The sequence below is a fragment of the Pseudobacillus sp. 179-B 2D1 NHS genome (genome assembly GCF_045370945.1).
GTDB lineage: Bacteria > Bacillota > Bacilli > Bacillales > Domibacillaceae > Pseudobacillus.
In genome coordinates, this window is sequence record NZ_JBIQDP010000004.1 from 219,878 (window position 1) to 244,826 (window position 24,949).

The 24,949-nt window shown below is 38.9% G+C and carries 31 protein-coding genes, 1 pseudogene and 1 riboswitch; of the genes and pseudogenes, 16 read left to right on the top strand and 16 right to left on the bottom strand.

All coding sequences use genetic code 11. The features are described 5' to 3' along the window. Positions 1-66: 66 nt before the first annotated feature. Positions 67-1,371, bottom strand: a complete 1,305-nt coding sequence (locus ACH0BF_RS06295) for a GGDEF domain-containing protein (protein ID WP_406909067.1) — start codon at positions 1,369-1,371, stop codon at positions 67-69. Positions 1,372-1,830: 459 nt separating this feature from the next. Between ACH0BF_RS06295 and ACH0BF_RS06300 the strand changes: the two genes are divergently transcribed. Together ACH0BF_RS06300 and ACH0BF_RS06305 are read left to right on the top strand one after the other, a co-directional pair. Further along, complete coding sequence (locus tag ACH0BF_RS06300; protein ID WP_406909069.1) at positions 1,831-2,571, top strand: CAP domain-containing protein; 741 nt, start codon at positions 1,831-1,833, stop codon at positions 2,569-2,571. A gap of 110 nt (positions 2,572-2,681) precedes the next feature. Further along, complete coding sequence (locus ACH0BF_RS06305) at positions 2,682-3,473, top strand: SDR family oxidoreductase (protein ID WP_406909071.1); 792 nt, start codon at positions 2,682-2,684, stop codon at positions 3,471-3,473. A gap of 252 nt (positions 3,474-3,725) precedes the next feature. On the opposite strand, the pseudogene ACH0BF_RS06310 reads toward ACH0BF_RS06305, so the two are convergent. Continuing rightward, positions 3,726-4,300 (bottom strand): annotated as a pseudogene (locus ACH0BF_RS06310) (XRE family transcriptional regulator). 109 nt (positions 4,301-4,409) lie between these two features. Here ACH0BF_RS06310 and ACH0BF_RS06315 point away from each other — a divergent pair. Together ACH0BF_RS06315 and ACH0BF_RS06320 are read left to right on the top strand one after the other, a co-directional pair. Next, the gene (locus ACH0BF_RS06315) at positions 4,410-5,021 is read left to right on the top strand and encodes a LysE family translocator (RefSeq protein WP_406909073.1); all 612 of its coding nucleotides are present in this window, start codon (positions 4,410-4,412) and stop codon (positions 5,019-5,021) included. Between the two features lie 456 nt (positions 5,022-5,477). Next, entirely contained in the window at positions 5,478-6,881 is a 1,404-nt protein-coding gene (locus ACH0BF_RS06320) for a M28 family peptidase (protein ID WP_406909075.1), read from the top strand. Positions 6,882-7,214: 333 nt separating this feature from the next. Here the strand turns inward: ACH0BF_RS06320 and ACH0BF_RS06325 are convergent, their stop codons facing one another. Together ACH0BF_RS06325 and ACH0BF_RS06330 are read right to left on the bottom strand one after the other, a co-directional pair. After that, positions 7,215-8,591, bottom strand: coding sequence for an MATE family efflux transporter (locus ACH0BF_RS06325; protein WP_406909077.1), 1,377 nt, complete (start codon positions 8,589-8,591; stop codon positions 7,215-7,217). Positions 8,592-8,749: 158 nt separating this feature from the next. Beyond that, complete coding sequence (locus ACH0BF_RS06330; RefSeq protein WP_120032400.1) at positions 8,750-9,307, bottom strand: GNAT family N-acetyltransferase; 558 nt, start codon at positions 9,305-9,307, stop codon at positions 8,750-8,752. Positions 9,308-9,639: 332 nt separating this feature from the next. Between ACH0BF_RS06330 and ACH0BF_RS06335 the strand changes: the two genes are divergently transcribed. The 3 genes from ACH0BF_RS06335 (at position 9,640) to ACH0BF_RS06345 (ending at position 11,635) form a co-directional block, all read left to right on the top strand. After that, the gene (locus ACH0BF_RS06335) at positions 9,640-10,518 is read left to right on the top strand and encodes a patatin-like phospholipase family protein (RefSeq protein ID WP_340853545.1); all 879 of its coding nucleotides are present in this window, start codon (positions 9,640-9,642) and stop codon (positions 10,516-10,518) included. 239 nt (positions 10,519-10,757) lie between these two features. Then, the gene (locus ACH0BF_RS06340; protein ID WP_340853546.1) at positions 10,758-11,435 is read left to right on the top strand and encodes a DUF421 domain-containing protein; all 678 of its coding nucleotides are present in this window, start codon (positions 10,758-10,760) and stop codon (positions 11,433-11,435) included. Positions 11,436-11,443: 8 nt separating this feature from the next. Then, complete coding sequence (locus ACH0BF_RS06345) at positions 11,444-11,635, top strand: hypothetical protein (RefSeq protein ID WP_340856475.1); 192 nt, start codon at positions 11,444-11,446, stop codon at positions 11,633-11,635. On the opposite strand, the gene ACH0BF_RS06350 is transcribed toward ACH0BF_RS06345, so the two are convergent. After that, positions 11,589-11,795, bottom strand: coding sequence for a cold-shock protein (locus ACH0BF_RS06350; RefSeq protein WP_120032394.1), 207 nt, complete (start codon positions 11,793-11,795; stop codon positions 11,589-11,591). The genes ACH0BF_RS06345 and ACH0BF_RS06350 overlap by 47 nt on opposite strands. 111 nt (positions 11,796-11,906) lie before the next feature. After that, positions 11,907-12,083, bottom strand: a complete 177-nt coding sequence (locus ACH0BF_RS06355; RefSeq protein WP_120032392.1) for an aspartyl-phosphate phosphatase Spo0E family protein — start codon at positions 12,081-12,083, stop codon at positions 11,907-11,909. 248 nt (positions 12,084-12,331) lie between these two features. On the opposite strand from ACH0BF_RS06355, the gene ACH0BF_RS06360 reads away from it, so the two are divergent. After that, positions 12,332-12,556, top strand: coding sequence for a hypothetical protein (locus tag ACH0BF_RS06360; protein ID WP_120032390.1), 225 nt, complete (start codon positions 12,332-12,334; stop codon positions 12,554-12,556). 118 nt (positions 12,557-12,674) lie between these two features. Here ACH0BF_RS06360 and ACH0BF_RS06365 read toward each other — a convergent pair whose 3' ends face one another. Both ACH0BF_RS06365 and ACH0BF_RS06370 read right to left on the bottom strand, forming a co-directional pair. After that, on the bottom strand, positions 12,675-12,848 hold the full coding sequence (locus ACH0BF_RS06365) for an asparagine synthase (RefSeq protein ID WP_406909080.1): 174 nt from the start codon (positions 12,846-12,848) through the stop codon (positions 12,675-12,677). 434 nt (positions 12,849-13,282) lie between these two features. Continuing rightward, positions 13,283-13,405: a YjcZ family sporulation protein gene (locus ACH0BF_RS06370; RefSeq protein WP_120032385.1), complete on the bottom strand. Its 123-nt coding sequence runs from the start codon at positions 13,403-13,405 to the stop codon at positions 13,283-13,285. A 138-nt stretch (positions 13,406-13,543) separates the two neighbouring features. On the opposite strand from ACH0BF_RS06370, the gene ACH0BF_RS06375 reads away from it, so the two are divergent. Next, entirely contained in the window at positions 13,544-13,723 is a 180-nt protein-coding gene (locus tag ACH0BF_RS06375) for a hypothetical protein (RefSeq protein WP_120032383.1), read from the top strand. Positions 13,724-13,908: 185 nt separating this feature from the next. Here ACH0BF_RS06375 and ACH0BF_RS06380 read toward each other — a convergent pair whose 3' ends face one another. The 4 genes from ACH0BF_RS06380 to ACH0BF_RS06395 all read right to left on the bottom strand — a co-directional run bounded on the left by ACH0BF_RS06380 (position 13,909) and on the right by ACH0BF_RS06395 (position 15,919). Further along, a complete protein-coding gene (locus ACH0BF_RS06380) occupies positions 13,909-14,046 on the bottom strand; it encodes a hypothetical protein (protein ID WP_182916967.1) in 138 nt (45 codons plus the stop codon). Between the two features lie 156 nt (positions 14,047-14,202). After that, positions 14,203-14,421 carry a hypothetical protein gene (locus ACH0BF_RS06385; RefSeq protein ID WP_340853549.1) on the bottom strand — a complete coding sequence of 73 codons (219 nt, stop codon included), beginning with the start codon at positions 14,419-14,421 and terminating at the stop codon, positions 14,203-14,205. 177 nt (positions 14,422-14,598) lie between these two features. Then, a complete protein-coding gene (locus ACH0BF_RS06390) occupies positions 14,599-14,901 on the bottom strand; it encodes a DUF2642 domain-containing protein (RefSeq protein WP_120032378.1) in 303 nt (100 codons plus the stop codon). A 103-nt stretch (positions 14,902-15,004) separates the two neighbouring features. Then, on the bottom strand, positions 15,005-15,919 hold the full coding sequence (locus ACH0BF_RS06395) for a DMT family transporter (RefSeq protein WP_406909083.1): 915 nt from the start codon (positions 15,917-15,919) through the stop codon (positions 15,005-15,007). A 138-nt stretch (positions 15,920-16,057) separates the two neighbouring features. Between ACH0BF_RS06395 and ACH0BF_RS06400 the strand changes: the two genes are divergently transcribed. Beyond that, positions 16,058-16,336: a hypothetical protein gene (locus ACH0BF_RS06400; protein ID WP_120032376.1), complete on the top strand. Its 279-nt coding sequence runs from the start codon at positions 16,058-16,060 to the stop codon at positions 16,334-16,336. A 389-nt stretch (positions 16,337-16,725) separates the two neighbouring features. On the opposite strand, the gene ACH0BF_RS06405 is transcribed toward ACH0BF_RS06400, so the two are convergent. Next, positions 16,726-17,400: a GntR family transcriptional regulator gene (locus tag ACH0BF_RS06405; RefSeq protein WP_120032373.1), complete on the bottom strand. Its 675-nt coding sequence runs from the start codon at positions 17,398-17,400 to the stop codon at positions 16,726-16,728. A 242-nt stretch (positions 17,401-17,642) separates the two neighbouring features. Between ACH0BF_RS06405 and ACH0BF_RS06410 the strand changes: the two genes are divergently transcribed. The 4 genes from ACH0BF_RS06410 (at position 17,643) to ACH0BF_RS06425 (ending at position 21,198) form a co-directional block, all read left to right on the top strand. Continuing rightward, positions 17,643-18,446, top strand: coding sequence for a transporter substrate-binding domain-containing protein (locus tag ACH0BF_RS06410; RefSeq protein WP_120032371.1), 804 nt, complete (start codon positions 17,643-17,645; stop codon positions 18,444-18,446). 83 nt (positions 18,447-18,529) lie between these two features. Next, positions 18,530-19,684, top strand: a complete 1,155-nt coding sequence (locus tag ACH0BF_RS06415; RefSeq protein ID WP_340853551.1) for a saccharopine dehydrogenase family protein — start codon at positions 18,530-18,532, stop codon at positions 19,682-19,684. 62 nt (positions 19,685-19,746) lie between these two features. Then, the gene (locus ACH0BF_RS06420; protein WP_120037803.1) at positions 19,747-20,403 is read left to right on the top strand and encodes an amino acid ABC transporter permease; all 657 of its coding nucleotides are present in this window, start codon (positions 19,747-19,749) and stop codon (positions 20,401-20,403) included. A gap of 39 nt (positions 20,404-20,442) precedes the next feature. After that, positions 20,443-21,198, top strand: a complete 756-nt coding sequence (locus ACH0BF_RS06425) for an amino acid ABC transporter ATP-binding protein (RefSeq protein WP_340853552.1) — start codon at positions 20,443-20,445, stop codon at positions 21,196-21,198. Positions 21,199-21,650: 452 nt separating this feature from the next. Here ACH0BF_RS06425 and ACH0BF_RS06430 read toward each other — a convergent pair whose 3' ends face one another. From ACH0BF_RS06430 to ACH0BF_RS06440, 3 genes are all read right to left on the bottom strand, one after another. Next, a complete protein-coding gene (locus ACH0BF_RS06430) occupies positions 21,651-21,836 on the bottom strand; it encodes an aspartyl-phosphate phosphatase Spo0E family protein (RefSeq protein ID WP_120032367.1) in 186 nt (61 codons plus the stop codon). Positions 21,837-22,108: 272 nt separating this feature from the next. After that, positions 22,109-22,462, bottom strand: coding sequence for a response regulator (locus ACH0BF_RS06435; RefSeq protein WP_340853553.1), 354 nt, complete (start codon positions 22,460-22,462; stop codon positions 22,109-22,111). Positions 22,463-22,537: 75 nt separating this feature from the next. Then, positions 22,538-22,625: riboswitch (cyclic di-GMP riboswitch) on the bottom strand. Between the two features lie 390 nt (positions 22,626-23,015). Beyond that, complete coding sequence (locus ACH0BF_RS06440) at positions 23,016-23,873, bottom strand: manganese catalase family protein (RefSeq protein ID WP_340853555.1); 858 nt, start codon at positions 23,871-23,873, stop codon at positions 23,016-23,018. Positions 23,874-24,041: 168 nt separating this feature from the next. Between ACH0BF_RS06440 and ACH0BF_RS06445 the strand changes: the two genes are divergently transcribed. Beyond that, on the top strand, positions 24,042-24,431 hold the full coding sequence (locus tag ACH0BF_RS06445) for a hypothetical protein (RefSeq protein WP_340853556.1): 390 nt from the start codon (positions 24,042-24,044) through the stop codon (positions 24,429-24,431). A 65-nt stretch (positions 24,432-24,496) separates the two neighbouring features. Next, positions 24,497-24,844, top strand: coding sequence for a hypothetical protein (locus ACH0BF_RS06450; protein ID WP_340853557.1), 348 nt, complete (start codon positions 24,497-24,499; stop codon positions 24,842-24,844). The last annotated feature ends 105 nt before the right edge of the window (positions 24,845-24,949 follow it).

A 24,949-nucleotide genomic window follows, 5' to 3' on the forward strand; every position in this document is an offset into this window, starting at 1 on the left:
TTTTTTGCTGTAAAGATTTATTGCTCATTTTTATTTAGGCCGTGTTGTATTCACCTGCTCATACAATCAAATAGAGATGGTGGTTGATATTTTTAATTGATTTCTACCGGCTTTTTTTGCTTCATATAGGGCGCTATCGGCTAGATCAATTAAATCTTCCTCTGTGTAACCTTGGTTGTTCGGGAGAAGGGTGGCCAGGCCTGCACTAATAGTCACATACTCACTGATTTGCGAGCGAAGGTGTGGGATTTTCAAGTTTTCCACACTTTTTCTGATTTCTTCTGCAGCTATGCCACTTTCTTCAAGTGTCGTATCTGTAAGGATGACGACAAATTCTTCTCCTCCATATCGGGCTATAAAGCCAGAAAACTCTACAGCTTTTCGCTCCATGGCAGCAGCCGCTTTTTTTAAGCAGTCATCCCCGCTTAAATGGCCATATGTGTCGTTATATAATTTAAAAAAATCAATATCTAGCAAGATAATGGACAGCGGCTTATTCCATTGGAGCGCTTTTTCTCGCTCAGATGACAATCTATCATCAAATGCTCGGCGGTTTGGGATGCCTGTTAAACCGTCCAAAGTAGAAAGACGATTTAATTGTTTGTTCATCTCTTTTAATTGATTTTCTGCTTCCTTCAATGGGGAAATATCTGAGAAGACAGCGACATAGTGGGTGGTTTTTCCCTTCCCATCTGTTAAGTTGCTTATATTTAGCCATTCAGTATAAGTGTGGCCGGATTTGTCTTTGTTGCAAATCTCACCTTGCCAATAACCGTTTGTCAGCAGATTCATCCACATTTCACGGTAGAAGGGATTCTCGTGTTTCCCGGATTGGAGCATACTGGGGCTCCGACCTTTCACTTCGTCAAAGCTGTAGCCGGTAATTTTGGTAAACCCTTCGTTAACATAGATAATTTTCTCGTCTGCATCTGTAATAGCAACCCCCTGCTGTGTCGCTTCCAATACTTTTGCAAACAGCTTTAGTTCAGTCTCACTTTTTTTCTGTTCGGTAATATCTTGGATTTGAGAAATAAAGAAGAGCGGCTTATTCTCCTGATCACAAACGATAGAAGAAGTTAATAAAACCGTAATAACCTGTCCGTTCTTGTGAAAATATCGTTTCACCATTTGGTAAGAACGGCTCTCTCCGCGAATCAGTTCATTAACATGTGTCAAATCAATTTGTAAATCATCCGGATGAGTAATATCTTTAAAGGTAATTTGGAGTAATTCCTCCTCATCGTACCCTGTTAATTTACACATCGCATGATTAACCTTCAACCATTTTCCATCAAGACCCACAAGAGCCATTCCTATGCCGGAATGATGAAAAGCATTAGAAAACAGTAAATCATTCTCGAAATTTTCCATGTTTAGCATCCCTCAAATTAACAAACTTATCTATTCTAATAATAAATCATTTATAAATATTGTAAACAAAGAAAAAAATTACTAGATTTTCAGGAGAGCAGAGGAAGGAAATAATCACTGCTGTGGTCTTTATTCTGTGAAAAAGAAATGTCGGAGTTGTCATGAGAATGTCTTTTTTGAAAAAAAGGTTTGTTTTTTCCCCTTTTTTAAAAAAATAAAACGTGCCAATTTCATGAAAAGGACCCTCCATCATGGAAAACATTCCGAGAAATTCTTCCCCATGAAAACAATGACAAACGTTGGTATTTCAGGGATGAGCCTTTCTAATAGATAAATAGAAGAAGCCGCTTTCTTTTTTTAAAAGGAGCTGGCTTTTTTGCTATGAATTGCCTCTCTTATTACAAAACAATCATGTTACGATTTTACTGTCAAAAAAGAAAAAGTAGGAGTGAAGTTTACATGAACAAAAAAGTAGTTGTTTCATTGGCAGCCTCATTAACATTGTTTGCTTCTCCATTTGTAAATAAAACAGAAGCAGCACAAGTTTCACAGCCAACAGTGAAAGTTCAATGCCAGACTGGACAAGTAGTAGTTCCTAAAGAAGTATATCAACAATTAGCTCAAGGAAATATCAGTTTGCAATGGATTTTGAAAAACTATGGCCTGACAGCACAACAACCGACACAACAAGTGCCGTCAACAAAACCAGAAGCAAAGCCGGCACCAACAACGAAGCCAGAAGCAAAACCAGCACCAACAACAAAACCAACACAAACAACAAAACCAACACAAACAACAAAACCAACACAAACAACAGCTGGATTAAGTGCGTTCGAACAGCAAGTAATTGATCTTACAAATAATGAGCGCCAAAAAGCTGGATTGCAGCCTTTAAAAGCTGATAGTGAGTTAAGCTCAGTAGCTAGAAAGAAATCAGAAGATATGCTGGCAAAAAATTATTTCTCACACACTAGTCCAACATACGGCTCTCCATTTGATATGATGAAGAAATTTGGTATTACTTACCGCACAGCAGGAGAAAATATTGCTAAAGGACAACGCACACCTGCAGAGGTAGTTAAAGCTTGGATGGAAAGCCCTGGCCACCGTGCGAATATTTTGAATAAAGATTATACGCATATTGGTGTTGGCTATGTAGAGAACGGAAACATCTGGACACAAATGTTTATTGGAAAATAAATGAGCAGGAGCACCGTGATATCACGGTGCTTTTTTTATGGTTATATTTGCATATTTCAAAGGGGATGATTAGTATAATTTATATATATTACTTTTTTGGAGAGGATGTTATGGGGAGGAAAACGGCACTGATTACAGGCGGTTCAAGAGGAATTGGCAAGTGGACAGCAACTATTCTTGCTGAATGCGGATGCAATATAATCATTAATTACCGTTCAAGCAAGGAAGCCGCAGAAAAATTGGCAGTTGATTTATCAGAAAAGTTTGATATCCAGGCTATCGCGGTACAGGGAGATGTTTCAAAAAAAGAGGACTGTGAACGATTGATTGGCCACTCTGTCGAATTTTTCGGCGGGATAGATATCTTGATACATAATGCAGGCCCCTATGTCTCTCTGCGAAAAACGATGGATGAATACGATTGGGACGAATGGCAATACATGATCAATGGGAATTTAAACAGTGTCTTTTATTTAACAAAGCTAACGATGCCCTACATGCGTGCCAAAACGTGGGGAAGGGTCATTACATTCGGGTATGACCGGGTGGAAACGGCGCCAGGATGGATTTATCGTTCAGCCTTTGCCGCGGCAAAAGCCGGCCTTGCATCTCTTACAAGAACAATCTCCATAGAAGAAGCAAAAAATGGAATCACTGCTAATATGATTTGTCCTGGCGATATTGCCGATCGTTGGAAAGAAGAGACAATTGCAAACGCAAAGCGTGAAAGCAGCTCTATTGTTCCGGTTGGCCGGCCAGGAACAGGAGAAGATCTCGCCAGAGTGGTTTCTTTTCTCGTCTCTGATGATGCCGATTTTATTACCGGCAGCATGATACCGGTTACTGGCGGACAAGATGTTCTTGGGAAAATTTATCACGCAAATTATGATAGCCATGTATAAGAGACTCTCTCATTAAGTCACTAGAACAAGCCATGTGCATGTATGGTTTCATAAAAAGAGAAAAAATTATTTTGAATTGCTTTCAAGGGCAGTGAGTGAATCCTTTATTAAATGATTTAGTAGAACTTATTATTTCAGAATAGAGGTCGATAAAGGAAATAATCGGTTGAATAAAATACAGAACGATCACCAGCCTTGTAATCTTGTGATCAAAGGAGAAGAGCCTTTCTGTAATCCATATGGAGAGGCTCTTTATAGTGGATTTGCTTTTTTATTTTCTAAGACAGCTTTTTTTAAAGAGGGTGGTGTCACAGAAAACAAGATACTGGTTTCTTTATTTGTTTGATTCAACCACTGGTGTTCTGTATGAGCTGGAACTTCCACACTATCTCCAGTTTGCCATTCATATTCGTCTCCTGACAATGTTAATTGAAGGGGACCCACTAATACATAGGCAACTTCTTCCTCTTTATGTGTAAGCGACTGTTCTGAAGAGCTGTTCTCTGGTGATAAGCGCACAATCGCAGTAGCCAGCTGGCTTGTAAAGTCGGGAGAAAGTAGTTCGTAGTGAAGGCCAACGATAATTATTTTCCTTTACTTCCCTATCTTTGCAATTAGTTCTTTTGTGTTGACTTCGTCCATTTAAAATGTAAACAGAGGGACGTCTTGCACTTTGGACAATGATTTTATTGTTTAAATAGAAGGATTAGCGTTGCTTTTTCAATTGGGCTTAACATAGAAGGGGGACTTTCTGTGCGCTTTGTTAACTTCCTTAATGAAAGACCGTCTTTTTTCACGACGCTCTGACTTTTTGGCCAATAAATAATTGGTTCATGTAGCACCTTTTGTTTTATTCTATTGAATGAAATAATAAAGTTCATTGAATAAATCAAATTAAATATGCTTTGTAAAGACGGACAAATAGGAGGGGAAACAATGATTACTTTTATAATTATGACACTATTCGTTGTTATAAGCCCCGGGATTGATACGGCTTTAATTACGAAACGAACCATAGCAGAGGGAAGAAACGCTGGCTTCCAAATGGCATTTGGTATTGCAGCTGGTTCACTTGGTCATACACTTGCTGCTACTTTAGGATTGTCTGCTCTTTTACTGCAATCTGCCATAGCATTTAATCTCGTTAAATGGGTCGGTGCTATTTATCTGATTTACTTAGGGATTGTCGCGTTTTTACCTAAAAAAAGCACCCACATACAAGAAAAGCAGCTCATAAAAAAACATAAATCAGCTTTTCAGGAAGGGCTTTTTTCAAATTTGCTAAATCCGAAAGTAGCTGTTTTCTTTTTAACTTTTCTGCCTCAGTTTGTAACAAATGCTGATCGTATAACGTTTGATCTGTTACTAATGGGCTCTACCTATGCCCTGCTATCAATCATTTGGTTTATTGTGTATGTTATTTGTCTCCACTTTATTCGTGAGTGGTTATTAGCGCCTTCCGTACAGAATTGGATTGAGAAAACCACAGGGATAGTGTTGGTAGGGTTTGGGGTTAGGCTTTTATTTGTGAAAGCGGATGTCTCCTGAATGTGTATAATTTTGAACTGGATAAAGAGCAGAGCATTGGTTATATTTGCATGGATGGTGCTGGAAAAGTGAGTTGATACTATAGATTGGATCGGCTCATGTTTTTTGAAAAAAATATAAAAGAAGAGCTTTTTCACAAATTTTAAGTGTGTGTAGACGAAACACAAGACTTTTTATAAACAAAATTTTCTTGTATAGACAGTTTGTTAAGAGTAGAAAGCGATGGTCCTTATTAATTAATTTAGGTTTATCTATCTAGGAAGAAGCACCTGTCTATTCTTAGGATTTCTTGCTTTTACAACATTATTTATCAATCAGCATCTATTTTTACAGGAGAAAAGTAATTAAAAATTACGATTTTTCTGTTTATTTGTAGAATGGTAACTGTTTACTAACTAAGTAAAATCATTGATAATTTACTGGAAGCATGTCTATCTTCAAAATAGGAGGGGTTCAATGAGTAAGAAAAAAGTGATGTCTATTCTGTTAACAGCAGGATTAGCATTAAATGTTCAAGGAGCTTATGCCCAGGCTCCTAAAAACGCACCAAATTCAAATGCTGCTTCAGCGTTTGACAACAAGATTATAAAAAAAATTAATGCTGACAATATGTATAACACGATCGCTTTATTGTCGGAACAGCCTCGGGCGGCGGGTACTGATGGAGAGTTAAAAGGGGCAAACTACATAAAAAGCCAATTTGAAAAATATGGCTATGAGACAGAATTGCAGCCTTTTAAATTCTATGAGGCAGTCAGAAATAATGCAAGCGGAATTCTAGAAGTTGGCGGGCAAAATTTAAAGCCGTACGTGGTTTCGGGTTCTTACAGTGACGAGGTAACGGCCGAAATGATTCATGTGGGCAAAGCGCTAGCGGGCACTGTACCGAATACGGTAAAAGGAAAAATTGCCCTCATTGAGCGCGGGGATATCGCTTTCGTCGAAAAGATTCAAAATGTTTTGGAAAAAGGGGCCGTTGGGGTAATCTTTTATAACAATTCTGGCACATCTAATGCATTTGGTCAGGCGGATTATGGACAGAATATTCCGGTTGTTTCTATTACCAGAGCACAAGGCTTAGAGTTGGCAGAACAATTAAAAGCAGGCTCGAAAACCGCATATCTTAAAGTAGCAGGCTCCGGCATGGAGGAGAAAACTTCTTACAATGTGATTGCTAAAATGAAGCCGCATAAAAACAAGGATACCGGACAGGTTGTAATGATTGGTGCACATCATGATTCTGTTCCAGGCGGTCCCGGTGCCAACGATGATGCCTCCGGCGTATCGGCTGTATTAGAGCTTGCCAGAGTAATGGCCAATATGCCGATTGATACCGAATTACGATTCGTTACATTTGGTGCGGAGGAAAAAGGATTGTTAGGATCTTATCATTATGCAGGTACTTTAAGTGATCAAGAAGCAGACCGAATTGTAGGGCATTTCCAAATGGACATGATCGGAAGCAAGGATGCCGGCGGTGACAACAAAGCTAACGGTTTAATCATGTATACGATTGATGGCAAGAAAAACTTAGTGACAGATCTTGCTTCAGCTGCAGGGTCAAGAACGGCTTTAGGAGAATCGGTGCCATACGGACAATTGGGGCGCAGCGACCATCAGCCATTCCATGAACTTGGCATTCCAGCGGCCTTATTTATTCATTCCCCGCTGGAGCCATGGTACCATACACCGGCAGATACGATTGACAAAATTGACAAAAATAAGCTGCAAGAAACCGCTGAAATTATTGGAGCATCTGTCTACCAAATTGCCAGACCCGATACACCAGCTCTCGAGCACTCGCGGGTTGCTCCTAAGCCTGTCGATTACGATTTCGAAAATCGTCCCCCAGGTGCCTAATAAAACAATGAATGCCTTTTAAAAAAGAGCGCTTCTTCCGCTGAAATGATTCAGTTTAGGAAGAGCGCTTTTTCGTTTAAATCAAAGAAGAATGGCGAGGGAAGAATGCAGTCTAAAATGGTTTATAATAAAGCTTAGCCAAAAGAACTTCTCCAGCTGAGGTGCTGTTAAGCCTATGAGTAAACGGATTTTTGCAGCAGATGAGGAAGGTGGAGAGCAGAGGATGTAATAAACTTTCTTAGCGAAGCTTAGGGCTGCAAGCGAACGAGAAACCTCCGGAAAGAAGAGGTTTCTCGTTATAGAAAAGTCAAAACAGACGCTTTTTTTATTTAATCAGCCATGAAGATTACTGATTGAGCTATCGGCTTGAGAGTGCTTCCTCTGAATAATAAGCAGGCGTGTAGAGAGTGTTAAAGCGCCGGCCGTCAAGCCGGAAATTAAACCAATCCAGTAGCCGTATGCTTCGAGCTCGGTCGTATTGGCAAGATAATATCCTAGCGGCAGACCAATCACCCAGTAACTGATCATTGTCATAACGAAGGTGGTATTTACATCTTTATAGCCACGGAGGGCTCCCTGAACAGGAGCTTGAATGGCATCTGATAGCTGAAACAGAGCCGCAAATAGCAAAAAGTGGATCGTTAGGCTCAGTACTTCTTCGTCTTTGGTGTAGAAAGACGCAATCTGCTCACGGAATAACATAAGTAAAAGGATGCATAATAGCGAGAAGCAGACGGCCGTTCCTACTCCAAGCCAACTGAAGATTTTGGCGTTTCTCAATCTGGAAGCCCCAACTTCATAGCCGACAATAATCGTTAGGCTCATAGAAATGCTGAGAGGAAGCATGTAGAGAAGGGAGGCAAAATTGATCGCTACTTGATGAGCGGCAATTACTGTCGTGCTATATTCGCTCATCAACAAAGTAACAGCAGAAAAGATGCTTGTTTCAAAAAAGATAGATAGCCCAATCGGCACGCCCATAAATAAAATTTCTTTCCATTTAGTTAATGATATGACAGGGAAAGAATGAAAAATTTGAAACTGATTAAATGGCTGCTTCCGGTGAATAATAAAGATAGCAATCATCATAATTAACCAATAAGTAATGGCTGATGCATAGCCAGCTCCAACACCTCCCAAAGCAGGCAATCCCCACTTCCCAAAAATAAGAGCATAATTGAAAAATACATTTAATGGCAAGGACACAAGCGTAATGATCATGGAGGTTCTTGTCATGCCAAGCGCATCGATGAAACAACGGAGGACTGCATAAACAAAAACAGGGATAAGACCGAATGATAAAGCAATGATATAATTCTTGGCTATTTCTCTTACAGTTCCTTCAAGGCTCATCCTGTTTAAAACAGGGTCCAGGGCTATGCTGCCAATCACAAAAACAAAGACCGCCAGCACAACAGAGGCATAGATGCCTTGCATTACTGTGAAGGGTACTTCTTTGGTCTTTTTAGCACCGGTCAGTTGGGCGACAATTGGCGTGATGGCGAGCAGAATGCCGCTTAATCCAGTGTATACAGGCACCCATAAGGAAGAGCCAATGGCTACGCCAGCCAAGTCATCAGCAGAGTATCGGCTGGACATCATAATATCAAAGAAGTTCATAGAGAACATTCCTAATTGGGTGATAAATATAGGAATTAAAATGTACATGAGCCTCTTGATTCTTTGTTTAAGGGTAAACGTTTGTTCCATTTTTTGTTCTCCTTCATTTGGCAACTATAGATAGAATGAGAGAATTATACCATAAAAGTGATCGTACCGCCTGACACATATGAAAACCCCACCAGCGGACGCTGGTGGGGGAAAGGGAAGATGGAGCTGATAGTTAGAAAGATAGGGGACAGCACAGATCAAGCTTCCAACGCTTGTTCTTCTGCCGCTTCGCTTTGCTGGCGCAGAGTATAAAAAGTAAACAAATCCCTGGATACTTCAAACAGATCAAATACTTCATCATGTTCATTAATGCGGGAATAGACCGCGGATCGAGTTTCATTAGCGAGGATAGCGTAAGGAAGTTTTTCTGCTGCTTTGCGTGACCGGGTATTTGTTTTACGAATCCGCATAAAGATGGCTTCCATATCCAGTTCAAAGAATAATTCGTGAAAGAAGGCTTCCTTTGCCGGAGCGTTGTATCCTTTTCCGTGAAATGGTTTGCCGAGCCATGTGCCGAGAAAACCACACCCATCCTGAATATCATATAAATTAATTGTACCGATCGGATTGCCCCATTCGTCGGTAATGGTACGGGAGACTAATTCTCCTCTCTCCTCTGCTTCAATTGTTTGCTTTGTAACAAACACAAATTCCTCATAGGAGTGGGCTTTTTGGCGCACAAAAGGGAAGACTTCCGGGTGCGTCATTAAGTCAAATAGTACATGACTGTCATGTACATCGCGCTTCTTTAACATGTTAATCCCTCCAAATGAGGGCACTCCGGTCCTGTTGTGTCCGAATCCACCCTCGAAATTTTTCATAGCATTCACAAAAAATTTCGGGGTGGGAATCGAACCCACTAGAACCAGCTAAAGAAGCTGGTGGCGCACCATTTGCCTTCCCTAATACTCATCAAATTGTTTCAAAGCTAAATCTATCATACAAAAATTTTTTCTATTTGAAAATAGATTTTTCACCTGTTTTCGTAAAAAATTTTTCTTATAAAATATCCGCTTTTCCTTAAGCAAATCAAGCGTGTCAGTGGAGAGAGTCTGATACAATATAGTATGAAAAGGAGTGGGTGAACATGCACACAAAGACAGGTCTCGTTCTAGAAGGCGGCGGCATGCGAGGAGTATATACAGCCGGTGTGCTCGACTTTTTTCTTGAGAATAAAATAGAGTTTCCCTATGTGATTGGGGTTTCAGCTGGAGCCTGTAATGCCGCGTCCTACATCTCTAAACAGTGGGGCCGAAATAAGCGGGTAAATATTGGTTTTATCCGTGATCCAAAGTATATTTCGCTGCGGAATTACTTTAGGAAAGGTGAACTATTTGGTATGGATTATGTTTTTGATATTATTCCTAACCAAATCGTGCCGTTTGACTACGATGAATTTAATCGTAGTGAAACAGAATTTGTTATTGGTACAACGGATTGTCATACAGGTGAGCCGGTGTACTTTAGCAGAAAAGAATATAAAGAAGAGTTATTAATGCCAATTAGGGCATCAAGTTCGTTACCATTTGCTGCTCCCATTGTTTCTTTCCAAGGGTATGAGCTGCTTGATGGGGGAATGAGCGACCCTATTCCGGTCAGGAAAGCGGAAGAGGATGGCTGCAGCCGCAATGTTATTATCCTTACCCAGCATGAAGGTTATATGAAAAAACCTTCCCGCCTGAATTTTATGATAAGACGTAAGTATGCCGCCTATCCAGGAGTAGTAAGAACGCTCGAAGAAAGATGGAGACATTATAATCGGACAGTTGAGTATATTGACCAGCTTCAAAAAGAGAACAAAGCCTTTGTTATTCGTCCAACGCAGCCGCTTGAAGTCGGCCGCATCGAACGCAACCCGCGCAAATTGACAAAGTTGTACGATTTGGGCTGGCAAAATGCGGCGGATATATTTAACGAGCTGACTGATTGGCTTGGTGAAGAGAAAGCAGCAAAGCCTTTAAAATAGCAATCATTCAAGAGCGATAAGTTAAAGAGCGAACCTGTTTATTCAAATAACAGGTTCGCTCTTTTTCCGTTTAGGAATTTCAGCAGCTAAAGAATTAAAGGAAGTGGGAGTGGAAGGGAAGAAACTTCTGCTAGGATGTAGGGCGGTAGGTTTAAGAGATAAATTGGAAGGTTCATGGGGAATGAAATAGGGAAAGGGATGGTAAGGATACAACCGCGCCTGCCACAGGAGGTAAATTCATGTATTTAGATATTACACTAAAGATTATTGTTGGATTAGTGAGCTTGCTAATAGTCATTCGGCTGCTCGGAAAGAAAGAACTGTCCCAAATTACTCCATTTGATTTTGTCTATTTAATTTTGCTTGGAAGCTTTTTAGAAGAAGGAATTTTTGATGAAAAAATCTCTATTTTTCAAGTGGTTTATGCTATTTTGCTTTGGGGAACGCTCATTTACCTAATTGAAAAGTTAGTGATGAAGTCAAATTGGTTTAGAAAGCTGTTAAAGGGAGAATCATCTGACATTATTGTCAAAGGAAAAATCAATGTAAAGGAATTAAAGAAGAACCATATAGAAATGGAGCAATTACGAACTTTGCTTCGAAGTCAGGGGTATTTTTCACTGGCTGAAGTAGAACATGCTACATTGGAAACGAGTGGAACATTAAGCGTGCTGCCAAAAGCAAAAGAATCTGCTATCACGCCTGCTATGATGAATATTAAGCCTAAGGAGAACGAGGCAACTTATTTGCTTGTGGATGAAGGGACAATAGACGAAAGAGAGTTAAAGAAAGTTGGCAAAGACAAAGAGTGGCTGAGGTATGAATTAAAGAGAGAAGGAGTAGAAGATATAACGGAGGTCTTTTACGGAGAATGGTCAGAAAATAATGGTTTTTACCTTATACCTTATAAAGAGTAAAAAAGAAAGTGAATCAGGCTGCTGATAACGCTCGCTTTCTTGAACGCTCATTGTTTGCTTCTCATCAGGATGGAGCTTGGAAGCCAAACGTTTTCAATCAGCCTGATAGTTTTAGAATAGACCATGTCTATATCTTAACGGACTTTTTCGCTTCTACTCTTTATGTACAGTGTTATTTTTCAAAGGATGAGTATGCCTAGTGCCGCTTTCCATTGAACTGCCGCAAAATGGACAGACAGGTGTTTCAACAGAAGAAAATGCCTTGCGCATCCAACCGTTGCAATTTTCTGAGGTGCACTCCCAGGTGCTAATATCTTCACTTGGCAAAGGCTCTTCACGTCTGTTATTATAATAAGCCATCTTGTCACTTCCTAATTTTTATTTTAATCCCCTTCTATTATCTCACACTCCTTTGCTTTTTTCTTAAGATTCTTTTTAGCTAAGTCATGGACAGCAGTAAATACCCAAAAATTAGTTGTTGGAAAGCTTAGTTAACCTTTGATATTTGTAGATCAGTTTATCTAGCTCTTCGCTGTATTGAATGGTTTCAAAGTGATGAAGTCCCTTAGTTGTTCCGACTTTAATCATTAATTTTCGTTTAGAATTGATTTCTTCAATTAGATCATTGAACATTTCATATCTCTCCATTTTCTAACTCTCCCGGACAAATATATTTGCGAAGAAGACACAACATTACATATTATGGCCGCTTCCTTTAAGTTTAGAAAGGTATTCGACAAAACTTCTAATAATGTTACATGATTAATCATTCTTTTACGTCTTCTTCTTACATACAATGAAGAGAGAAGGGAGGATGAAAGAGGAAAAGAAACTTTTTAGAGGAATTTACATAAAAGTAAAGAATTTGTATAGTAAGTGAATAAGGAGGCGGAAGAATGGCGGATCTATTCAGTTCGTTTGAAAATGTAAAAACCAGTGATCAGTTGCTCAATCTATTAAATGGAGATTGGAAGTTTGTTTGGCTGGAAGACGAACAGAGGGAAATCAAAGTAAATCTTCACGGCTGGAAGAATTATGCCTGTTATGAATTTACACATGCACCGCGTTATGGAATCTGCCCAATTGAAAATCTATGGGAATTTGTAAAAGTAACTAGTTAAATGCTTGGAAATAAATAGATGGCTTGAAAAACCCTTCTCCTTTTTGAGGAGAGGGGTTTTTATTGTTGCGAAGAATATAAGAAACAGGCAGGGGCAAAATTTGGCCTACCTGTTTGCGTTATTGGCGATGCTGGAGTAAATCAATAGAGCCCAAGACAATGTGCGCTAGACCAAATCCAAAAACAGTGTTGGCAATCATTTTGTTTGAGTCGCGTTTTTGCTTTAGAGCATATCCCGCAGCTGTAACTGCTGTACCTAAAGCTTTTGGAATTAAGCCTTCACGAATTTCCATGCAGATTTCCTCCTATCGCATCCCGCATAATTTTATACTGGTTATTCTTGCTTTCAAGAAACTAGGCATCATTGTCAACGGAGAACTTAAGGCTTAGATGGGGAAAACTTAGCTTTTTGTTACATTTTTGATTGTTTTGTTCATTTCTTCTGCTCATGCAGTCTCAATAACATGTAGGCGTAAGGCAGAGGTGGATCTTTTAATATCACTGCCAACATTATTAATGTAACTTAAATAAAAAAATATATCCAAGAAAGTCCTGGATACAAAGGATATTCGTAAACAAACGAAGAATACAGTGATATGTATAAAATGCAGCCTAATACAAAAAATAAAAAACCAGACAGTGATCTCTGTCTGGTTTGTAAGCAACGAGAGAAAGGATACAGTGAGAAGGGGACAATCACTTGTAGCCATTCTTTAAAGTGTACAAATTAGTATCCGTAGCCTCCCATGAAAGTTGCGCCAATGATAATTAGGAGAATGAACAACACAACAATTAACGCGAAGCCGCTGCCGTAGCCGCCACCGCCGCCACCAGCGTAGCCGTAACCCATAGATTTTACCTCCTTTGTAACGGAATTACTACATTATATGAAGAAACATAATCAGCGATTGGACGGACGTACAAATTAGAAAAATAATGGAAAGACAAATCCTTTGCTTATGACAATAATTTGAGGAAGGGGATTATCATGGAAAGAGGAAATCAAAAGGAATATAGAACACAGGTGGAATACGGAAACTTAGACCAAAGAGGAACCCTCACAGGCCCCGATGATTCAGAAAAGGCAAATTACCCAAGAAGGCCCCAACATGTAGTCATTCAGCAAAGATCTACTAATGATTCAGTACAAGAAGAGCAGCAGGGATGAAAAACTTTGATTAGTTTTTCATCTTGTTTAGTTACAGAGCTTTAGCATTTGGTTCGTGTAAAGCAAAAAAGAAGACTGGATAATCAGTCTTCTTTTTGATTATAGTTGGAATTTAAATAAAAAGGGAGCAATCGATTGAGCAAAGAGTATGATGGCCGGTTGCTGGAAGTACATCTGGAGAATGTTTACTTATTTGACTGAGAAGATTTCTTTTCATTTTCAGAGAAAAACCTTGGTTTTCGGGATAAGATGATTAAAGAGCTAATAAAGACAATGCCTAAGAGCATGGAGATGGCCCAGGCAAAATAATCAATGGGTGCCATATTCAACTCTCCTTTCCTTAAAGTGTTAAGAAAGTATATCCATAAATATAGATTTTATGTTTACCCAACTGAAAAAGAACGTAAACCCAACAATAGAGAAATAAAAAATATAGAAAGATAAGCCGTCTACATATGTGGAAGTTTCATAGGAGAAAGTTAATTGATCCATTCATCTATAATAGCGGCGGCTTCTTCTACACAGTCATAGGATTGAACCAGTTGGTTCTCAATCATTGTTACTTGGATAATTGTCGTGTTTTTTAAACAACAAACTGATAATAATGGCTGCCCGCCATTGCTGAATGTATGAGTAATTTCTACGGTATTATAATAGCGCAGCATTTCTAACATTTCCTTCAGCTTGTCTAAAGACATCCTAGCACTCCTTTCTTAAGATCATGGAAAGGGACTAAGCAAAATTACCATATAGGCCTTTTCTTTGTAGAATTAACCATAACATACTTTACAGAATATTTAAACAATTTGATATTTGAAAAGAGCTCAATCAATAAAAAAAGCGTCTTAGGACGCAGGAATATTGGTGAAGAGAGATTAGATTTTTCTGAAGTAGGTAATATGGGGATAACGAATATGATAGCTTATTCCATCTATAGTTAACTGAAGATGGTCAATGGCCACCCCAGTTAACGTACCCTCGAGAGAATCCGTTCCCATAACTACACGGATGTCCTCACCTACATGTATAAGCAAGTGATCGAGAAACACAGGTTCTGCCTTGATCGTATAAGAAGGGGATAAGCTTTTCATTATAGACGAGAATGTATCTGAATAGGAGTATTGGCCAGGCGGAAATAAGGAATTGGCTTTCGCATGATTGTAGGGATACCTTTTCATAAAAGTGAATCGCCTCCTTATTTCATAGCATATGCTGTTGTATCTGCTGATGACACACTGGCAAGGGAAGGTTTTCTCATTGCAAACAAGCAATGCCTTGTGTTTAAGAAGATTTTTTCGAAATAAGCGTTTGCTTGTTCGCCTTTTGTTTGGATTCTTGCACAATCACCACAGCTAAAATAACCATCACAATGCCAAAGTATTGCCAGGCATTTAATCTTTCATGAAAAATTAAAAGTCCTACAAGAGAGGCGACGACGGGTTCGATAGTAGCTATAATAGATGCCTGACTAGACTCTATCTTGCTTAGGCCCTTTGTATAAAGAATAAATGGCAGGGCGGTCGAGAAAAAGCCTAAGCCAATGATACATATCCAGACTTTTATGTTCAACAGTAAAGGGCCGGCCAACCAGACGCCGCTAAAAGGGGTAATAGCGACAGCTGCAAACAAAAATGTATACACAGTAACAGTTAAAGAGTCATATTTTTGGAGAGCGAACTTTCCGAATATGCTGTAAAGAGCATAAAAAAGACCTGAGCCAAGGCCTAAGATGAAACCGTATAAGGAGATGGCTTCATTCATACTAGGCAAGATGCCAATCACAAATGAACAGCCGACAAATGTAACAACAAGAGCTGATATCTTTCGTGCGGTTAGTGCCTCTTTAAATAACAGCCTCGAAAAAATAACGACGAAAGCGGGTGCTGTATAAAGAAGGATGGAGGCAACAGAAATAGATGTTTCTTCAATGGCACTGAAAAGGCACCAGTTAAAAAAGACAATGCTGATAATGCCAGTTCCCACAAAGTATTTGCTATCCGACACTTTAATTTTTAAAAGTTGGCGGTTCTTAGTAAAAACATATAGGACTAAAAACAAAGCGGCGGATAAAGAGCGTAAGGCAACTACTTGTGCCGGCGTAAATCCTATTTCATATAGATAGGTAACAAATGCGCCAATGATTCCCCATAAAGAGGCAGCGACGCCAATAAATAGTAAGGCTACTTTATGATCCATCGTATTCTCCTTCCGTTGCTTTTACACTTTATATACTAGCAAAGATTTAATCCTTTGAATACAACTTGGCGGCACCGCCTTTTTCAACGATTAAAATAAGAAAAAAGTGGAAAGTCTGATAAAAAGGAGGCGGCAATCATGTATAAAGAAGGAAGCTGGGTAGAGATAAAACATCACAACGCAAAGGGATATGTTCTTGAATCGGATGACTACGGAGCGCTTGTCTGTGTGATCAAAAACGGAAAAGCAGAGGGTGAAAAACGGTTTAGTCATCATCAATTGGATAGAGCCGACAGCGAGCTTCTGTCGGAAGATGCAAAGGCTTTGACACATTTGCATATTAACATGGCATTGGATTCAGAAGACAAAAGCTGGTTTCATTCGCTAACGGATGGCTCTATGGAAGAAAGCAAATGAATGGTGAGAAATCGAGTGCATCGTGTTCTTTAGCGAGACCTACACGACAAAGCCTTAGAAAAAAGGGAAGAAGGTAGTAGTGTAAATAGCTTGAATGATCGAAAATAGTATAGCTCTTATAGCAGAGGTCAATCTTTTATCAAAATTTTCGTATCAAAGTGCACTCGTTTTCGATGTCTGAATTTCCGCGTTTGGAATAATTATCTGTTCGCTGTTCACAGCTTGAATTTACAGGAAATACGTGTTCCTGAAAATAGAATCCTTCTCTTTTACTTAAATTTGCAGGCTAAAGATAAAAAATGAATGACCAACGATATTCAGCTGCTTAGCTGAATATCGTTGGTCATTTTTTTATTTGCTGTTTATACGAGTCGTTTCTTTGTAAAAGGTTAAAAAATTTCATCTAGTTCTTTATATTCGGTGTAATGAATGGAAAGGCTCTTAAGAGCTCGCTTATAGTGATTTTCCAAAGCTATTTTTAGTTCATCTTCATTTTGCTGTTCCATCAACTTTAGAATATACATATGTTCTTCGGGGCTATAAGGCTCCTGCTCTGGGTTATCGAAAAATTCGTCATAGAGAAGCAGATAGATATTCGTCTGATTAATAAGCCGATCAATAAAGTCATTTAAAAATTTGTTATTACATTTTTTGGTGATCGCTACATGGAAAGATTTATTAGACTTAACATAGGCCTCAGAGTCTTTATCTAATAACACTCTATTTTCTTCTTTAATATTTTCTTTTATTTCTTCAAAGTCTGCTTCAGTCATTATTTTCATCGCTTGGCTGGCTGCTAAAAATTCCAAGGTAGCTCTTAATTCATAAGCTTGAATAATTTCTTCTTTCGTTGGACTCGTTACGAAGGCACCTTTATTCGGAATAATATCAACGAGCCCTTCTAAAGCTAACTTCTTTATAGCATTTCTAATTGGAGTTCTACTTACTTGCAGTGTATTAGAAATTTTATTTTCAACTAGCTGTTTTCCGGGTGCTAACTTACGGGATAAGATAGCCGTTTTAATATGGTCATATACATAGTGTTCCATTGAATGATTTTTCATAGAAATACTCACCTGCTCCTGTTTGAAGTAAAAGAGAAAAAGTTATATTGTTTATAATTTTCTAAAAATATTGACAACTATATTTTCTTTAGTATACACTAAAATAAATTGTAGTACAATCTTGGTCTACAATTTTGATCTACATATTTCAATCATGTTAGAGGCTAATTTTCAAAAGAAAAGCAAGGAATCACCAAATGAAAACGCTACCAAAATGATTATTAAAAAAGGGGGTTATAGGGATGAAGAAAAGACTTGGTCTATCAATTGTTGTGTTGTTGCTCATTAGCATGATGGCGGGATGCGGTGGAGAAAAAGCGGTTAGCGGGAACGAGAAGCAAAAAGTAACGGATAGAGTTAAACACTCAAAGACTTTAAAAGTAGGTTTTGAGGGGACATACCCGCCATTTAATTATTTGGATGATAACCAAAAATACAAAGGATTTGATGTAGATATTTCAAATGAAATAGCTAAGCGTTTAGGGGCAAAGACCGAATTTGTGGCAACAAAGTGGGATAGTCTGATCGGAGGACTGAAGGCGGATAAATTTGATATTATCATTGGGCAGATGACAGTAACTGAAGAGCGAAAAAAGAGTGTAGACTTTACAGATCCTTATGTTGTTACCGGATCGGTTTTAATTACTAGAAAAGATACCAGCAACATCAAAAAGCTGGAAGATATAAAAGGCAAAGAAGTTGGGGTAGGAGGCGGAACTACCTTTGAAGAAGTTGCTAAAAGCGTTGATGGAGCAAACGTGAAATTATACAAAGCTGTAAATGATTATGTACAGGATCTGGTGAATAAAAGACTAGATGTGATTATCAATGACCAATTATTAATGAGTTATAACATCAAAGAGAACAATCTTCCTCTTCAGATTTCAAGCGATATTTTAAATAAAGATGAGATTGGGATGGCCGTTAAAAAAGGCAATGAAGATTTTTTAGAAGAGGTAAATAAATCTTTAGCTGAAATGAAAGAAGATGGTACGTACAATGAAATTTACAAAAAGTGGTTTGGGACTGAACCGCTGAATAAATAAACTGTTCAGATCAAAATGAAAGGGGGGTATCTGACTCTTCAAGATACCCCTGCTCTTTTAAGACTAATAAGGGGGTTGTTGATATGCGTGTAGCTGTTTTAGGAACTGGAATGATTGGTACAACCGTAGTAAGTGAACTTGTGAAGTTTTCTAATATTGAATCCGTTCTTGCAATCGATGGAAATTCAACTAGTGTAAAGAAATGCTTAGAAGTTGCTAATAACCCAAAAGCAATTGGAAAAGAAGCTTCTCTTCAGACGGAGCAAGCCATCGAAGAGGTGTTGAAAAATGTAGATATTGCGGTGGCATGCTTGCCGCATTCCCTAAGCTTACCAGCTATCAAAGCGGCTATATCAGCCAAGTGTCACTTGGTAGATCTCGTCGGATCAAACTTCGAGGAAAAAATGAAATTAGATAAACAGGCAAAAGAAGCAGGCGTGATTATCATGCCAGGCTGTGGTGTAGCCCCGGGGATAACGAACTTTCTCGCTGCTCAAGGGATCGAATTGCTAGATGAAGCAGACGAGGCAGTAATGATTTGTGGAGGGATTCCAAGATATCCGGTGCCTCCATTATGGTACCAAGTAGTATTTCGATTAGAAAGCGTATTAGGACTTTACACAAGGCCTGCGCTGGCGGCCGAAAACGGCGAGCTGGTCGAACTGCCTCCATTGTCGGGATTGGAAAAGTTAACGTTCCCTGATCCTGTAGGTCATTGTGAAGCAGTCATTACAGATGCACATAGCACGGCCTATACGCTCAAAGACAAAGTGAAAAAGCTATATGAGAAAACTGTGCGCTATGAAGGTCATTGGGAGAAGATGGATACTCTGAGACAGTTAGGGTTTTTAGATGAACAGCCTATAGAGATTAATGGGTATCAAATTAGCCCTCGCGCTTATTCAGAAAAAGTATTGGCCCCAAAAATGCAAGGAGGCTCTAAGGAAGACATTACCGTTGTAAGGGTGGAAGTAAGTGGCATAAAGGATGGACGACAGACAAAATATACATGGGAAATGATTGATCTATACGATCACGAGAGGAACATTACATCCATGGCAAAAACGACTGCTCTCCCAGCCATGTTAATCACTAATTGGATCGCATTGAAAAAGGTAACAGATGCGGGAGTGGTGCCTATTGAAAATGTCATCATTAAGGAAAAATTCAACCCTTTTATAGAAGAGTTAAGCAAGTTAGGGATTGAGATATTCTTTAAAGAAGAAGCGTTAGTTTGACGGGGATTTTCCCTTTCAGCATATTCTTTGAATTGCAAGATAGTGAGATTGGAGGAAGCTTCATGGATTTATCAATAATCATTGAGTCTTTGCCAACATTATTAAATGCCACCTTAATGACGATCTTTCTGGCGGTAGTATCCATTTTAATAGCTCTTGTTCTTGGTTTTTTAACAGCCTTAGCAAGGATATCAAAAATCAAATTACTAGAGGTTGTGTCGTCGGCTTACGTGTCTATGTTTCGGGGAACGCCGTTATTGGTGCAAGTTTTTGTGATTTATTATGGCTTACCTCAAGTGAACATTGAGTTAGATCCTATCCCTTCAGGTATTCTTGCGTTGAGCTTGAATGCCGGAGCTTATTTGTCAGAATCCTTTCGTGCTTCCATCTTATCTGTTGATAAAGGCCAAATGGAGGCTTCTGTATCTTTGGGGATGACGTATTGGCAGGCTTTAAGAAGAATTATTCTTCCTCAAAGTCTTCGTATTGCTATTCCAACTATGTCCAACACATTTATTGTTCTGATTAAAGATACCTCCCTTATATCCGTTATTACCGTTACAGAGCTCTTGCAAATGTCATCTCTTCTTATCGCTAAAACATTTGAGCCGTTAACGATTTATTTATTAGCAGCTGCTATTTATTGGATTATTATTACGGTTTTTTCTATCATGCTCGACAAATTAGAAAAACGTACTTCCCAGCATATTGCGCTTTGAAAATACAGCTTCTCAATATCGATGTAAAGGGAGAGGTCTATGAGTATTATTCAATTAACTAATCTTAAAAAGAGATTTGGCACGAACGAAGTTCTTCGAGGCATTGATTTAACGGTCAATAAAAGTGAAGTAGTAGTGTTAATGGGTCCAAGCGGCTCTGGTAAATCTACCTTGCTTCGCTGTTTAACCTTTTTAGAAGAACCGACAGAAGGGGTCATCCAAATCGGAAAGCATGAAGTTTTAGCAGACGGAGTATCCAATAGAAAGCGAAAATCGGAAATCAGAGAGTTACGAAAAAGCACAGGATTTGTTTTTCAACAATTTAATTTGTTTCCACATAAAACGGCTATTGAAAATGTAATGGAAGGGCCCGTAGTTGTTCAAGGAGTGAAACCCGAGGAAGCAAGAACGTTGGCAAGAACATTACTTGAAAAAGTCGGGCTCGGTGAACGATGTGATCACTATCCTTCTCAGCTTTCAGGAGGACAACAGCAGAGGGTAGCCATCGCACGCGCGCTTTCCATGAAGCCGATGGTCATGCTCTATGACGAACCTACTTCTGCATTAGACCCAGAGTTAGTGAGGGAAGTACTCCAGGTTATGAAAGATTTAGCACAAGAAGGGATGACCATGGTCGTAGTAACACATGAGATGAACTTTGCGAGAGAGGTCGCTGATCGTGTTATTTTTATGGATGGAGGAGTTATCGTAGAGGAAGGCACCTCTGAAGAAATATTTAGTCGCCCTAAGGAAGAACGGACGAAACGATTTTTAATGCGCGTAAAGGAAGAATAGAGAGTGATTCATCCTTTTATAGCCATCCTTCCATAAATCATTGTTAAGCAGCCTGGCCTGTCGTTTGATAAATAAGATAATCAAACGACAGGCCAGGACTTTTTATTGTTTAACTGCTAGAAAAACAGAAACAGCGCTAGAGGGCGATTAGTGGTATGATATTCTAACCTTATAGCAGGAAGAGTCTGTTCGTCATATTCATTAGAATGATTAAATAGGGTGATTCTCTCCTTTTTAATGGAGTAAGAAAATAACGAAAAAGCCGGACATTGGCCCGGCTAATCAAGGTTTTTCTCGTTGGTATTGGCGTGTGAAGGTGGATGCCGTAACCCTGATTGCAAGTAATTTACCCAGAAATGAGCGAGATATGCAAAGAAAACTGGGGGAATTTCTAATCTATTAATAGAAAAGCAAACGATAGAAGGCAGTTAGATTAAAAACCAATAGTCTGCTCAGTTAGTTTTTGATAGGCAAGGCCAGGTAACCAGTTGATATTTATTAATAAGCTCGTCCAATTCTTCGCTATATTTTAAAGTCTCATCATCATCGAGCCCTTTGCGCAGGCCAGTTGAAATCATTAAATGACGCACCTGATTGATTCGAATACTTAACTCTTCAAGTGTTTCCTGTATAACCACCTTTTATCTCTCCTAATCATATATCTGAAAATTCACGTTCGTACGCGTTTGGATATATTATACAACCAGAAAAAATGAAGAAAAAGTGTTTCGACAGAAGATTCAAAAAAGTTACATCATTTGATGAAAAGAAAAATAGAAGTCCTTCATAGCTTGCGACACCCCCTTTAAAAGGAAGAGAGAAGCTAAGGATAAGAATAAAACAGAATGCTATAAAGATAGGAAAAGTTAAAATAATCTCAAGAACAGCTACTGCTTTAGTCTGTCAGAAATTAATTTACATTATTCAGCACTGGAATTAATCGATCAAAGTAAGGTTTCACAATAAAATCTTTAGCTCCTATTTTTAGAGCTTCCATTATAAGCTGTTTTTGGCCCAGAGAAGAACACATGACTACTTTCGCAGAAAGATCCAATGACATAATCTCCTTTAAAGCTTCTATACCATTTAATTTATTCATCGTAATGTCCATTAAAACTAGATTCGGCTTATAAAGAGCATAGGAATCTATCGCCTCTAAACCATCGGCTGCTTCTAATACTTCATAACCATTGTCCTTTAAAATGCTTTTTAGCCAAGTTCTCATAAAAAGTGAATCGTCAACGACTAATACTGATTTCTCCATATTTCACACCTTCACTAAAATTTACAGTACATTCAGAGAAGGCAATGCTGTATAAGCAAGTTGAAAGATATTCAACTTGGCAACCCGGCTGCCATGACAGAATCACTGTTGTAGGCCCGTGGCTTTGCGTCCCCCATTTTCATGGAGTTTGCCCTTCAATGAATTATAGCAATCGTTCAATAGATGAACAGTGGAGTGCCTATAATAAAGCGACGTAAAAGAGACAAAGCATGTGAAAGTTACTGTTCAATTGCTTGTTCTTCAATGGATAAAACGCTTGGCATATATTAGACTAAGAGTCCACGACTATATTACTATTTATTTAGCAGAAGGGCAACCGGAATAATGAAAAAAATGCAAAAAATAGTCGAAATATGTCACTTGAAAATTTTAGATGAAAAAATATAGAAACGAAAGGAAGGCTGCCCTCCATGTTAGTCTAATTGGAAGAGGACAGCCTATTTTATAGGTTTGACTAAAGTATAGCCGGGACAAAAAGAAGCTAAAAATCCGTTTTGCTGTCAACTAGTAGGATTTTTGTCTAAACCTACTTTTAGAAATTTAAATCCCTTGTTCCAGGGCTATGTTCGTTAGGCATCTCTGGTAAGGCTGGAACAGGAAAACCTTTCGGCGGATCTATAACCGACAGGTCTCCCTTGTTCCGGCTCGGTGATGGTCCTTGGAAAATCTCACCGATTCTTGTTGGATCCAATCTAAAGTTAAATTGGGCATTGTGATACCCCATTTCCACATACTTTCTGCATTCAGGATATTTATTGATATCATAATTAGGAACAGGGAATAGCTTACCCCAATCAACGCCCAGTGTCTCGAGTGCCTTTGCAAAAGCATTTTGGTGGGCGTTATCCCTGACGATTAAAAAAGCGAGTGTTTCACGGAATGTTTGGTTGGAGCTCATTTCATAAATGCGTGTTTTTTGCAAAACTCCAGTAGATTCAAGAACTAAGTTATCAAGCAGGTCCCCAATGAGGTTCCCGTGGCTGTATACCCACGATCCATTCCATGGATTTCCGCTCGCGTCTACGGGAAGGGAGGCCTGGGCGCCAATAATATAATGGTGGGGATTGGCATGCCTAACCGCATCATCAAGAGGAGCCCCGTCCACCCCAGCATTTCCCGGAACAGCAGATTCTCCCGAGCCGTTCAGCAATTGATTAATCGTATTTTGAACAAGCTCTACATGGGCAATTTCTTCTAAGAATATGCCGCGGAGCAAATCGCGATATTGGGTGTCTTTTCCTCTAAAATTAGAGCTCTGAAAGAAAAATTGCATCATGGTTCGCATTTCACCAAAATGACCACCCAAGATCTCCTGCAGGACTTTTGCGGCTTCAGGATCGGGCTGATCAGGATTAATAATATTGATTAATTCCTCTTTATAGTAGTACATCGACTTATCCTCATTTCTAATATAGAGTCCAATCAACATATATCTTGTGACAAACGTTCTCATATTATTCTTTCTCACAAAAACAAGCTAATAACCTGAGAAGTTTGTCCATTCAAAAACATTCCTGAGGAATAAATTATAGTAAGAAACAGAAAGGGGGGATAAAGCATGAGTGAAATATGGTTCCCAGGCAACAACCGAGGCAATAGAAACCGAGGCAACAATGGCAACAACGGAAATTCAAGATCTAATTCAGAAAACCGCGTAAGAACAAATGTGGACATTGAAGATGATATTGACGTAAGAAGCAATTTGCAAAATAGAGATGAAATTGATTTACGAAATGACAATGATAATGACAATGACTTGAAAAACATTGACCGTAATACAAACATTGCAAGAGTTTCTAACAGCGGTAATACGAGTGTCCGTTTCGATATTCGTGTTGATTCAGATTCTACTGCAAGGGTACGCTCAAGAGCAAATTCAAATCAAGATCAAGACCAAGACCAGGACCAAGACCAAGATCAAGAACAGAATCAACGATTTGATATTTAATGTTATAGGGTGGGAAGAGTCAGCTGTTCTTTCCACCTAAAAATGAATGGAAAGGAGAAAATAAAATGGCTGAGCCACAAAGATTTCCATTTGGCTATAGAAATAGCCGACCATTTTGGGAAAGAAGAATGGATGACAATGAATTCAGACAAGCGGAAGTTGAAAATAGCGGAAATTCTGATGTTGATATTCATGTCATAGTAGAGATGGATACTAAACCGGTTGCTTATGCGATGCTTTGCTCTTTATTGGCGACTAAGCAAATTAATTATAAAGAGTTTGAGGACGCTTTAAAAATATTAGATGGATTGTTAAAGAAAGATGAAAAAGACCGAGCAGAAAGCAAGGATAGAGGTGCATCCAAAGTTAAGCTCTTCCATCCAACTATACGGAAAGATGACCGGTATGAATAATATCGCTCTCTCTCCGATTTACATATATGAATGGAAGGGAAATCTGGAATTCAAGTAGCATCTTAAGCTGTCCAAGGAATAAAAAGAAGACCTTGCCAGGCCGCA